The sequence below is a fragment of the Pseudomonas sp. genome (genome assembly GCF_035277045.1).
In the GTDB taxonomy this organism is placed as follows: domain Bacteria; phylum Pseudomonadota; class Gammaproteobacteria; order Pseudomonadales; family Pseudomonadaceae; genus Aquipseudomonas.
Genome location: NZ_DATELE010000202.1, coordinates 1 through 11,509, shown reverse-complemented (window position 1 = coordinate 11,509; position 11,509 = coordinate 1). Strand labels below are relative to the sequence as shown.

10 protein-coding genes are annotated in these 11,509 nt (G+C 66.2%); 9 read left to right on the top strand and 1 reads right to left on the bottom strand.

What is annotated here, in order from left to right:
* The 7 genes from VJS90_RS11345 to VJS90_RS11315 form a co-directional block, all read left to right on the top strand.
* The coding region (locus VJS90_RS11345; protein ID WP_324121747.1) for an ABC transporter permease at window positions 1–644 on the top strand (644 nt) is incomplete at its 5' end.
* The gene (locus VJS90_RS11340; RefSeq protein WP_324121746.1) at window positions 641–1,501 is read left to right on the top strand and encodes an ABC transporter permease; all 861 of its coding nucleotides are present in this window, start codon (window positions 641–643) and stop codon (window positions 1,499–1,501) included. The genes VJS90_RS11345 and VJS90_RS11340, both read left to right, overlap by 4 nt.
* A 17-nt stretch (window positions 1,502–1,518) precedes the next feature.
* A complete protein-coding gene (locus tag VJS90_RS11335) occupies window positions 1,519–2,307 on the top strand; it encodes an SDR family oxidoreductase (RefSeq protein WP_324121745.1) in 789 nt (262 codons plus the stop codon).
* Window positions 2,304–3,203: a polysaccharide deacetylase gene (locus VJS90_RS11330; protein ID WP_324121744.1), complete on the top strand. Its 900-nt coding sequence runs from the start codon at window positions 2,304–2,306 to the stop codon at window positions 3,201–3,203. Before VJS90_RS11335 ends, VJS90_RS11330 begins: the two co-directional genes overlap by 4 nt.
* Window positions 3,200–4,765 (top strand): gamma-glutamyltransferase family protein, encoded by a 1,566-nt coding sequence (locus VJS90_RS11325; protein WP_324121743.1) that lies wholly within the window; start codon window positions 3,200–3,202, stop codon window positions 4,763–4,765. Before VJS90_RS11330 ends, VJS90_RS11325 begins: the two co-directional genes overlap by 4 nt.
* A complete protein-coding gene (locus VJS90_RS11320; RefSeq protein ID WP_324121742.1) occupies window positions 4,755–5,735 on the top strand; it encodes an ABC transporter ATP-binding protein in 981 nt (326 codons plus the stop codon). The genes VJS90_RS11325 and VJS90_RS11320 overlap by 11 nt, the downstream gene beginning before the upstream one ends.
* Entirely contained in the window at window positions 5,732–6,691 is a 960-nt protein-coding gene (locus VJS90_RS11315) for an oligopeptide/dipeptide ABC transporter ATP-binding protein (RefSeq protein ID WP_324121741.1), read from the top strand. Before VJS90_RS11320 ends, VJS90_RS11315 begins: the two co-directional genes overlap by 4 nt.
* A gap of 19 nt (window positions 6,692–6,710) precedes the next feature.
* Here VJS90_RS11315 and VJS90_RS11310 read toward each other — a convergent pair whose 3' ends face one another.
* Window positions 6,711–8,039 (bottom strand): LLM class flavin-dependent oxidoreductase, encoded by a 1,329-nt coding sequence (locus VJS90_RS11310; RefSeq protein WP_324121740.1) that lies wholly within the window; start codon window positions 8,037–8,039, stop codon window positions 6,711–6,713.
* Window positions 8,040–8,678: 639 nt separating this feature from the next.
* Between VJS90_RS11310 and VJS90_RS11305 the strand changes: the two genes are divergently transcribed.
* The gene (locus VJS90_RS11305; RefSeq protein WP_324121739.1) at window positions 8,679–10,142 is read left to right on the top strand and encodes a ShlB/FhaC/HecB family hemolysin secretion/activation protein; all 1,464 of its coding nucleotides are present in this window, start codon (window positions 8,679–8,681) and stop codon (window positions 10,140–10,142) included.
* Window positions 10,143–10,180: 38 nt separating this feature from the next.
* Window positions 10,181–11,509, top strand: a 1,329-nt coding sequence (locus VJS90_RS11300) for a filamentous hemagglutinin N-terminal domain-containing protein (protein ID WP_324121738.1), incomplete at its 3' end; no start/stop codon positions are given.

The following is an 11,509-nucleotide window of genomic DNA, read 5'->3' as shown; positions in this document are numbered from 1 at the left end:
CCTATACCCTCGCCCTGGCCGGCGGCGCATTGAGCGTGGCGTTGTTGCTGGGCCTGCCCGCCGGCGTGTTTCTGGCGATGCGCCCTCGGCACTGGCTGCGGGCGCCCATCGAGGTGCTGCTGGCTGCTGCGCAGAGCCTGCCGACGTTCTGGAGCGGCATGCTGCTGGTGCTGGTGTTCGCAGTGACCCTGGGCTGGCTGCCACCCTCCTCCAGTGGCGGATGGCAGCACCTGGTGCTGCCTTCGCTGGCCTTGGGGCTGATGAGCCTGGCGACCTTCGCCCGGGTGACGCGCGCCGCGCTCACCGAAGAACTGGGCCGCGACTATGTTCGCAGCGCCTTGTCCCGCGGGGTGGCGCCGGTGCGCCTGCTGCTGCGTCACCTGAGCCGCAACGCGGCGCTGCCGGTACTCTCGGTCGCGGGACTGGAGATCGCCAACCTGCTCGCGGGGGCGGTGATCGTCGAGAACCTGTTTGCCTGGCCTGGCCTTGGCCAACTGACCTTACAGGCCATTCTTGCCCGCGACTTCCCGCTGGTGCAGGCGGTGGTGATGCTGGGGGCGTTCGTCACCATCGGCCTGAACCTGGCTACCGACCTGCTGTATGGCGTGGTCGATCCGCGCATCCGTATGGGAGCCGCCGCATGAATCTGTTCGTGGCCCACCCTGCCCTGCGCCGCTGGCTGCCCGTGGCGCCGGCCTTGCTGATACTGGGGATGTTTGTCCTGGCTGCCTTGCTGGCACCCTGGCTGGCGCCCGCCGATCCTGCCGCCCAGCAACTGCTGGGGCGCCTGAAGCCGCCTGGCAGCACCGCCGGGCATCATCACTACCTGCTGGGCAGCGACGAGCTCGGACGCGACCTGCTCAGCCGGCTGCTATGGGGCGCGCGGGTCTCGCTGAGCGTGGCGCTGGGCGGCGTGCTCTGCTCGGCGGTCATAGGCAGCCTGGCGGGCATGCTCGCCGGTTACCTGCGGGGCATCGTCGAAGTGATGGTGATGCGCATCGCCGACGTGTTCCTGGCCATCCCCGCCTTGTTGCTGGCGATCCTGGTGGTGGCGATTCTGGGCCCCAGCCTGTTCAACCTGCTGCTGGTGCTGATCCTCACCCGTTGGCCGCGCTACGCCCGCGTCGCACACGGCCAGACCCTGGCGCTGGCCGAGCGTCCCTACGTGCGCCTGGCCAGCTTCATGGGCGCCGGGCCACTGCGGGTTCTGGCACGCCACATCCTGCCCAACCTGCTCGGGCCGTTGCTGGTGGTCGCGACGCTGGAGTTCGGGCTGCTGGTGCTGTTCGAGGCCGGGCTGTCCTTTCTGGGCCTGGGCGTGCAACCGCCGATGGCCAGCTGGGGCGCGATGCTCAGCAGCGGCCGCAACTATTTCAACGCGGCCTGGTGGGTCGGCACCCTGCCGGGCGTCTGTCTGTTCCTGCTGGTGCTGTCAGCCAACCGGCTGGGCACCGCGCTGACCCAATGGCTGACCCCCAACACCCTCAATTCGCAACCCTGACGACCAAGAGCTCAATGATGAACTTTGAAGATGACCTGCGTGGCAAACGCGTACTCGTCACCGGCGCCTGTGGCGTGGTGGGACGCTGGATCGCCGAAGCCTTCGCCAACGCCGGGGCGCACGTGTGCCTCACCGACGCCCGCCAGCAAGACCTCGAGGCGCTGGCTTCAAAGCCGCCCTTCACCGACAGCTTCCTCTGGCCCGCCGATCTGCGCGACGCCGCCGCGATCGATACTCTGGTGACCGAGGCGGGCAAGCGCTGGGGCGGCATCGACGTGCTGGTCAACAACGCCGGCCTGTACCCCAGCAGCTTCCTGCTCGACCTGGAGGCCGATGACTGGGACCGGGTGATGGACGTCAATGTGCGCGCGCCGTTCTTGCTCAGCCGAGCCGTGGCGCGCCAGATGATCGCCGGCGGCATCAAGGGCACCATCATCAACGTGTCGTCCGGTGCTTCCCGCAAGATGCGCAGCACGGCCGTGCCGTACTGCGTGTCGAAGACCGCGCTCGATCGCCTGACCAAGGGCTTCGCCCTGGAGCTTGCGGAACACGGCATCCGGGTCAACGCGCTGGAGCCTGGTTTTGCCCAGGGCAGCGTGGTCAGCCCGCTGACTGGCGCGCACATCGAAGCGACCCGCGCCGCCATCCCGCTGGGGCGCCCGACCAGCGCCACCGACGTCGCCAACACCGTGTTGTTCCTGGCCAGCAGCGCAGCAGCCTATGTCACCGGCGCCACCCTGACCGTGGATGGCGGCAATTCCATCGGCTCGCAAGCCGTTTACCAGGACAAGAAGCACGCCCTATGAACCCGACCTTCCAAGGATGGCCCGCCTACCAATGGCCGCAGGGCAAGCGCGCGGCCTTCTGCTTCAGCGTCGACGTGGATGCCGACGCGCCCTATCTCTGGACTCATCGCGCGGTCACCGCCACCCCCTCGCTGGGCCAGCTCGAACAGCGCCGCTTCGGGCTACGGGTCGGTATCTGGGCGTTGCTCGACCTGCTCGACCGCTTCGCGATCAAGGCCAGCTTCTTTGTGCCCGCCGCGGTGGCCGAGGCCAATCCACGACTGCTGCCGGCGTTCGTGGAGCGGGGCCACGAGATCGGCCTGCACGGCTTTTTCCATGAAATCGTCAGCCAGAGCAGCGATGACGAATTCAGCGCCGCGCTCGATGCCTCGCTGGCCACGTTCCTGCGCCAGACGGGCCAGCGTCCGGCCGGGTTCCGCTCCCCGGCCTGGGACATGACCCCGCACATGCTCGCCGAACTGCGCCGCCAAGGGTTGTATGACAGCTCGCTGATGGGTGCCCATCACCCCTACAGCATCGACGGCGTGACCGAGGTGCCGGTGCAGTGGCAGCTCGATGATGCCATCCACTTCAAGTTCAACGGCGATGGCAGCGACCACTGGCGACCTGCCGCGCCGGGCCCCGTGCTGGACGGCTGGCTGGACGAATGGCAAGGCCTGCGGCGCATGGGCGGGCTGTTCATGCTGACCGTGCATGACTGGATCTCGGGGCGCGCGCAGCGCCTGGTGATGCTGGAGAAACTCCTCACTCAGGTGCTCGCCGACGACACCACATGGGTCGCCACGGTGGGCGAGATCGCCCAGTGGCACGCGCAGAGCGACAACGGCCAGCACTACCAGGTCGAAAGCGTCCTGCCCCCGGCCGTCGACCCGCAGCGTTTTGGAGAGCAGCCATGAGCAGCCAATGGAACCAGCGCAAGCGCGCTGTTCACAGTCGCCACGGCGTGGTCGCGGCCCAGCACCGCCTGGCCGCCGAAGCGGGCGCGCAGGTACTGGCCGAGGGTGGCAATGCCATGGATGCCGCGGTGGTCACCGCGCTGGTGCTGAGCGTGGTCGAGCCGTGGCTGTCCGGAGTGGGCGGCGGCGGCTTCCTGCTGCACGCCGACGCTCGCGGCCAGGTGGACGCGCTGGACTTCAACGTCCGCGCGCCCCATGCCCTGGACCCGCAGACCTACCCCCTCGCCCAGCACGACCAGGGCAACTGGTTCGACTGGCCTTCGGTGCTCGAGGAACGCAACAGCCTGGGCTATCACTCGATCTGCGTGCCCGGTGCCGTGGCGGGGCTGTCCGCTGCCCTTGAGCGTTTCGGCACCCTGAGCTGGGCCGATGCGCTGGCACCGGCCATCGAACATGCCGAGCGCGGGCTTGAAGTAGACTGGTACGCGGCGCTGTGCCTGTCGATCGAAAGCGCAGCCCTGGCGCGCTTCCCCGCCACGGCCGAGCTGCTTCTGGAGCAAGGCCGCGCGCCACGGGTCGCGGAGGGCGCAAAACCGCATTACCGCCCGATGCCCGCCAAGGCGCGGCTGCTGCGACGCCTGGCGCAGGCCGGGGCGAGAGACTTCTATGAGGGCGAGAGCGCGGACAGGCTGGTAGCCGACCTTCGCGCTGGAGGGTCCGCCATCCGCGGCGGCGACCTCGCCGATTACCAGGCGCGCTGGCTGGCGCCCCTGCGTGGCCGCTATCGCGAACACGAGGTTTACGCGATCCCGGGCCTGAGCGGCGGCCCCAGTGCCCTGCAAGCTTTCGTGGCGCTCGAACGGCACACCTTCACCGGCGGTTCGCCCGATGCCAGCGCCGCCCTGGCCTATGCCCGCGCACTGCAGGAGGCCAACCGGACGCGCCTGACGCGCATGGGGCATGCCTCGCTCGGCCAGGACCCAGGTTGCACCAGCCACGTCAGCGTGGTCGATGCCCAAGGCCGCTTTGTATCCCTGACCAATACCCTGCTGTCGCGCTTCGGCTCCAAGGTTGTGCTGCCCGAGAGCGGCATCCTGATGAACAACGGCATGCTGTGGTTCGACCCGCGGGCCGGGCAGCCGAACTCCATCGCACCAGGCGCCCAACCGCTGGCCAACATGTGCCCGCTGCTGCTCGGCCGGCATGGGCGCATCGAGCAGGCCATCGGCGCCGCGGGCGGCCGGGCCATCGTGCCAGCGCTGGTGCAACTGGTGTCCTACCAGGCCGACTACGGCATGACGCTCGAGGAGGCCTTCCATGCGCCGCGGCTCGACGCCAGCAGCAGCACGCTGAAGGTGAACAGCCAGGCGGGGGGCGACATCGCGGCCAGCCTGGCGCGAGAATTCGCGACGCAGATCGTGGAAGACACCCTGTACCCCGTCAACTTCGCCATTCCTTCGGCCGTGGTGCGCCTACCTGACAGCGGCGAGAACATCGGCATGGCCCATCCCACCAGCCCGTGGTCGGCGGCCGCAGAAGGAGCGCCGACCGATGCTCGATGAACCTGCCGCCATCGCCGCGCCGCTGCTGGAGGTCAATGACCTGCGCGCCAGCCTGGGCGACAGGCAGCTGCTCGACGGCGTCTCGCTGCGGATTGCGCCCGGCGAGGTCCTGGCACTGGTCGGCGAAAGCGGCTGCGGCAAGAGCCTGACGGCGCTCAGCCTGCTGGGCCTGCAGGCACCAGGCCTGCGCCTTGGCGGCAGCCGCTGGCTCGCCGGGCAATGCCTGGACAACCTCGACCACCACGGCTGGCGCGCGCTTCGCGGGCAACAGCTGGCGATGATCTTCCAGGATCCTGCTGCCTCGCTGAACCCGTTGCGGCGCATCGGCGACCAGGTTGCCGAGACCCTGCTGTTGCACCGGCGAATTTCCAGGCCGGATGCCTGGAACCAGGCTGTGCGGATGCTGCGTGACGTGGGCATCAGCGATGCCGAGCGGCGCGCGCGGCAGTACCCTTTCGAGCTATCGGGCGGCATGTGCCAGCGGGTCATGATCGCAGCGGCGCTCGTCAATCGCCCAAGCCTGCTGGTGGCCGACGAGCCGACCACCGCGCTGGATGTCACCCTCCAGGCGCAGATCCTGCAGCTGCTCGGGCGACTGCGCGAAGAAGCCGGCACGGCGATCCTGTTGATCAGCCATGACCTGGGCGTGGTTGCCCAAGTGGCCGACCGGGTCGCGGTAATGTATGGCGGGCGGATCGTCGAGTGCGCGCCGGTGCAGGCGCTGTTCGACGCGCCCAGGCATCCCTACACGCGACTGCTGCTGGGCAGCCTGCCAAGGCTCGACGGTCCGCGCCGGCAACCCTTGGCCGCGATCGCCGGCCAGGTTCCGGATGCCGCCCACTGGCCCGAAGGCTGTCGGTTCCGTGACCGCTGCCCTCTGGCGGTGGCGCAGTGCCGGCAGGTACCTCCCCTGCAGTTGCAGGACAACCACGCCAGCGCCTGCTGGCGCACCGAGAATCTAGCCTCATGACCCTGCTACACGTGGACCGGTTGACGGTCGATTATCCGCTGCGCGGCAAGCAAAGGCTCAAGGCGGTCAACGACGTCTCGCTGACGCTTGAGGCCGGCCGCACGCTGGCGCTGGTTGGTGAAAGCGGCTGCGGCAAATCCAGCCTTGGGCATGCGATTGCAGGCTTGCGGCAGCCGACCGAGGGGCGGGTGGTGTTCCAGGGGCAGGACCTCACGCGGCTGCTGCCCCATGCGCGCCGCACGCTGGCCGCGCACCTGCAACTGGTGTTCCAGGACCCCGCCGCGGCGCTGAACCCGCGCATGAGCATTGCCAGCAGCATCGCCGAGCCACTGGTGATCCATGGCATTGCGAGGCGTGAGCGAGAGCGGCGCGTCGCCGAGCTGCTGGAGCGCGTGGGGCTCTCCACAGAGGCGGGCAACCGCACCCCGCATGCATTGTCCGGCGGCCAGCGGCAACGTGCGGTCATTGCGCGCGCCCTGGCCCTCTCACCGCGCCTGTTGATCTGCGACGAGCCCGTTTCCGCGCTGGACACGTCGATTCGCGCGCAGATCCTCAATCTGCTGATCGAGCTGCAGGATGATCTTGGCCTCGCCTACCTGTTCATCAGTCACGACATGGCGGTGGTCAGGCACATTGCCGATGAAGTCGCGGTGATGTACGCGGGGCGTATCGTCGAGCAGGCGCCAACCGATCGACTGTTCAGCCAGCCACGCCACCCCTACACCCAGTCGCTGATGGCCGCGATCCTGCCGCCCGATCCGCGTCATCGCATACCCGTACAGCCCTTGATGGGCGAGGTCCCCAGCCGGTTCCAGGACCTGCGCGGCTGTGCGTTTTCCAGTCGCTGCAGCCTGGGTGACGACGGCTGCGCTGGGCGCATTCCCGAACTGACCGGGAGTGACGCCACTCACCGCGTCGCCTGCCTGCTTGCCGAGGGTGACCTGCCATCGCGATGACAGGCCACCCCTGAGTGAGTCAGCCGGCCTCGAAGAACCGGTTGGCCGGCCGTGGCAAGCCGAGGTTTTCACGCAACGTGGTGCCTTCGTACTCACGGCGGAAGATACCGCGCCGCTGCAGCTCAGGAATGACCTTGTCGACAAAGTTGTCCAGACCGGCCGGCAGCCAAGGGAACATGATGTTGAAGCCATCGCTGGCGTCTTCGTCCAGCCAGGTCTGCATCTCGTCGGCGATAGTTTGCGCGGTGCCCACCAGGCTCAGGCCCGCGTAGCCACCTAGACGTTGCGCCAGCTGGCGTACGGTCAACTGCTCGCTGTCGGCCAGGGCCAGGGCGCGCTGCTGAATGCTCTTGCTGCCGTTGGTCTCGGGAATCGGCGGCAGGTACTTGTCCAGGTCGAAGCGACTGGCGTCAACGCCCAGCGCGACTGACAGCAGGCCCAGCGCGGTTTCTTCGTGCACCAGGCTGTCGAGGTGCGCGCGCATCTGCCTCGCTTCCTCGACGGTGTCTCCCACCACCACCAATGCTCCCGGCAGGATCTTCAGGTGATCGGGATTACGTCCCACAAGCGGCATGCGGGCTTTCACATCCGCGTAGAACTCCCGTCCTTCGGCAAGCGTGCCGGGCGACACGAAGATCACCTCGGCTGTTTCAGCCGCTAGCTGCCGTCCCGGCTCCGACGCCCCTGCCTGCACGATCACCGGCCAACCCTGCACCGGCCGGGCGATGTGCAGCGGACCGCGGACCGACAGGTGTTCGCCCTGGTAATCCAGGGTATGCAGCCTGGCCGGATCGAAGAATAAACCGCTCTGGACATCCCGAACGAAGGCATCGTCCGCCCAGCTGTCCCACAGGCCGGTCACCACGTCGTAGAACTCGCGCGCCCTGGCGTAGCGATCGGTGTGCGGGATGTCGGTCTTGCCGAAGTTAAGGGCGGCGTCGGGGTTGGAGGTCGTGACGATGTTCCAGGCCGCCCGACCGTTGCTCAGGTGATCGAGTGACGCGAAACGCCGCGCGACGTGGAACGGCTCGTCGTAGCTGGTGGTCGCCGTGGCGATCAGGCCGATGTGCTCGGTGACCTGGCTCAGGGCGGAAAGCAAGGTGAACGGCTCGAAGGAGGTCGCGGTATGGCTGCGCTTCAAGGCCTCGATCGGCATGTTCAGCAGAGCCAGGTGGTCCGCCATGAAAAAGGCATCGAACCGGGCTTTTTCCAGGGTCTTGATCAGCCGTTTAAGGTGCTGGAGATTGAAATTGGCGTCAGGCCAGGCCCCAGGGTAGCGCCAGGCGCCGCTGTGGATACTGACGGGGCGCATGAAGGCGCCGAGCTTGAGCTGCTTTTGAGATGTCACGTCAATGCCTCTGAGATTTCAGGAGCCTGAAGACTGTCGCGTTTGTGCGGGCCGGTCCAATAACCAGTGGTGCCTAGCTTATAGCTGGCCGGCGTCAGGCCGAAGCAGACGAACGGTAATAAAGCTTTTTTAGAGCGAGACGATATAAAGCTCGGGAAAGAGAACCCCCTAGTAAAGTTGACGAAGTCATCACCTTCGATGTGAGACCACCCCGCCAGATCGACAAACTAGTGCGTTCAAGGTCGTTCGGAAAAAAACCCTAGAGAACGTTTTAAAAGAACTTAAATAACAAGCGTTGCACAAGTTGCGCTTAGCCCTGTCACGACGGAGGTTCTCTCTCGTCGTACATGTGTCTCGGATGTAAACCGCCGCTGGCTATTAGGTGACACTAAAAGTTTCGAACTGTGTGCTCGCTGCTTTCGCGTGGCCGCATACAAGGGTTCATGCCGCCTGCCCTTTCTCCAGCCAATGGCTGGATATATCTCATTCAACTTCGAGCTAGTCAGGGTTTATATGTCGGATAAACAGGCGTCGGCCAGAGTCATGCTCTGCGCCCTTGGTTTGGCAATTGTTGCGGTCAATCAGTCGGCGTTCGCCGCGGAGCCAGCAACGGTCACCCAGGCCGTTCAAAACAGTGTGATGGTCAAGCGTGTTGCATTCACGGGCAATCGCACCTTCACCAGCGAACAACTCAGTGCCCAGATCGCCAGCGACATCGGCAAGCCGATGAGCCTGCAGAACATGCGCGCGCTGGCCGAGAAGATCGAGAGCTTCTACCACGATGCGGGCTATCGCCTGGTGAAAGTCGTGGTTCCCGGCCAGGACTTCGCCCACATGGACGCCCTGCAACTGACCGTGCTCGAAGGCTGGCTGGGCCATATCGAAGTGACCGGCAACAAGCGCTACAGCGATGAACGCGTGATCGCCGCGCTCAAGGCCGGCGGCGTCGAGACCAACAAGCCGTTCACCCTGGAAGACGTCGAGCGCTCGCTGACCGTGCTCAACCTGCAATCGGGCATCGAGATCACCTCGACCCTGCAACCTGGCAAGGAAACCGGCTCCACCGACCTGGTCGTCAACGTCACGGAAGCCCCGCGCCTGCAGGGCGCCATCGAAGTCAACAACTATGGCAGCGAGAACACCGGTGAGAACCGCCTGATCCCGAGCGTCAAGCTGGCCAACGTCACCGGCCGCGGCGACGAGTTGAATGCCTTGTCGATGTCGGCCCTGGGCGAAGGCGACCTGAGTTTCCAGTACATCGACTACACCACGCCGGTCAATGCGCTGGGCACCAAGGCGCATGCCTACTACTCCCACGGCAACGTCGACGTTGGCCGCGAATTCCGCGTGCTGGACATCCAGGGCGACAACTCCAGCTGGGGCCTGGGCGTGTCCCATGACTTCGTCCGTTCCGCGCGCACCATCTACCGCGCCGAAGCCTGGCTCGAGTCCCAGGACCTGGAGCAGAAAATGCTCGACGTGGTGTCCTCCGATGACAAGGTCCGCAAGCTGCGCTTTGGCCTGAGCCTGGACAACACCGACCTGTCAGGCCGCACCCTGGCCTCGGTCAACCTGCACTACGGCCTGGGCGAAGCGTTGGGCGGCATGGACGATGAGTCGCAGCTGTCGAGCCGCTCCTACGCCCGTGCCGACAACACCTTCACCAAGGTCAGCTTCGACCTGGCCCGCCTGCAGCGCATCACCCCGCGCCTGGTGCTGATCCCGCGCCTGTATGGCCAGTACTCGCTGGATTCGCTGGTCTCCAGCGAGCAGTGGACGGTCGGCGGCATCACCTCGGTCGCGGGCCACGCGCCGTCGGTGTACTCGGGCGACCACGGCTTCACCGCCAGCCTTGAAGGCCGTTACTCGCTGTTCCCGGAAAACGACCGTTATCAGGTCTTCGCCCGCCTTGACCATGGCGAGGTGTTCATCAAGGAGCCCTACCTGGACCAGAACGACAGCGAGCAGATCACCGGCATGACCTTTGGCCTGCAAGCCCGTCCGATCGACAGCCTCGAGCTGCGGCTCGACTACGCCGTGCCGCTGAGCGAGAAGACCGAAGACGGCTCTCATCTTTACGCTCAAGCGCGCTACCGCTTCTGATCCGACGACTTTCTGGCTTTAGTACAGGTACCTAATTCATGTCTCGCAAGAACAAATCACGCATCAACACCCGCAAGTCGTCGGTCATCACCGCTGTATCGGTATCGCTGCTCGGCGCCTCCACCGCCACACTCGCCGGCCCTACCGGCGGCGTCGTGGTTCGTGGCGATGCCACGATCTTGAACTCCGCGGCCCTCACCGAGATCACCCAGACCTCGGCCAAAGCCGTGATCAACTGGAACGACTTCAGCATTCCGGCCGCCGAGCTGGTCAAGTTCGCCCAGCAGGCCGGCAACGGCTCCATCACCCTGAACCGGGTGACCGGCAACCAGCTGTCCAATATCCAGGGCGCGCTGGAAGCCAACGGCAACATCTTCCTGATCAACCCCAACGGCATCCTCTTCGGCAGCGGCGCCAAGGTCGACGTGGCCGGTCTGCTGGCCTCGACCCTGGACGTGGACCCTGACTCGTTCATGGATGGCAACCACTTGTCGTTCAGCCAGGTCGACGGCAAGGCCCTGGGCGCCATCGAGAACAAAGGCGAACTCAAGGTCGGTACCGGCGGTTTCGTGTACCTGGTCGCGCCCAAGGTCGACAACTCCGGCTACGTGATCGCCAACGTGGGCAGCGTCACCATGGCCGCGGGCAACCGCTTCAATGTCGACCTGAGCGGCAATGGCCTGATCAACTTCAACGTCTCCGCCGACACCCTGGGCACCGCCGCCAGCGACGCCGCCAAGACCGGTGTCAGCAACAGCGGCAGCGTCACCGCGCAGCACGTGCTGCTGGCCGGTAACGAGACCAGCGCCATGATGTCGTCGGTGGTCAACAACACCGGCGTGATCGAAGCGACCGACCTGAACATCAGCGGCGCCGACATCGTCCAGGGCGGCGAGGTGACCGCCACCGGCACCGCCACCCTCAAGGCCACCGACTCGATCACCACGCCAGGCGCCAAGACCCGTGCGGCCACTCTGAACCTGGAAGTGACCGCCGACGGCGCCAGCATCGGCGCTGAAGACGCCGCCCTGCGCGTCGACGCCGACACCCTCAATGCCAAGGCCGTGAACGGCCATGTGCTGGTCACCGACGTGGCCGGCGGCGTTGCCGTGGGCGAAGTCACCACCGGCATCAACGACAACGTGCAACAGCGCCGCGTCATCCTCAAGAGCGAAGGCGGCAGCATCACCTCCGCCGACCCTGCCAAGACCAACATCACCGGCTGGTCCGCCAACCTGGTGGCCGATGGCGCCATTGGCAGCGACGCTCAGGCACTGAAGACCTCGGTCGACGTGCTCAGCGCCTCGACCCAGAACGGTGGCATCAACGTCCAGGACGTGGATGGCCAGCTGGCCGTCGGCGCGATC

Coding starts and splice junctions, on each gene's coding strand:
- VJS90_RS11340 (WP_324121746.1), top strand. CDS start 641: ATGAATCTGTTCGTGGCCCACCCTGCCCTGCGCCGCTGGCTGCCCGTG.
- VJS90_RS11325 (WP_324121743.1), top strand. CDS start 3,200: ATGAGCAGCCAATGGAACCAGCGCAAGCGCGCTGTTCACAGTCGCCAC.
- VJS90_RS11320 (WP_324121742.1), top strand. CDS start 4,755: ATGCTCGATGAACCTGCCGCCATCGCCGCGCCGCTGCTGGAGGTCAAT.
- VJS90_RS11330 (WP_324121744.1), top strand. CDS start 2,304: ATGAACCCGACCTTCCAAGGATGGCCCGCCTACCAATGGCCGCAGGGC.
- VJS90_RS11335 (WP_324121745.1), top strand. CDS start 1,519: ATGAACTTTGAAGATGACCTGCGTGGCAAACGCGTACTCGTCACCGGC.
- VJS90_RS11315 (WP_324121741.1), top strand. CDS start 5,732: ATGACCCTGCTACACGTGGACCGGTTGACGGTCGATTATCCGCTGCGC.
- VJS90_RS11305 (WP_324121739.1), top strand. CDS start 8,679: ATGGTCAAGCGTGTTGCATTCACGGGCAATCGCACCTTCACCAGCGAA.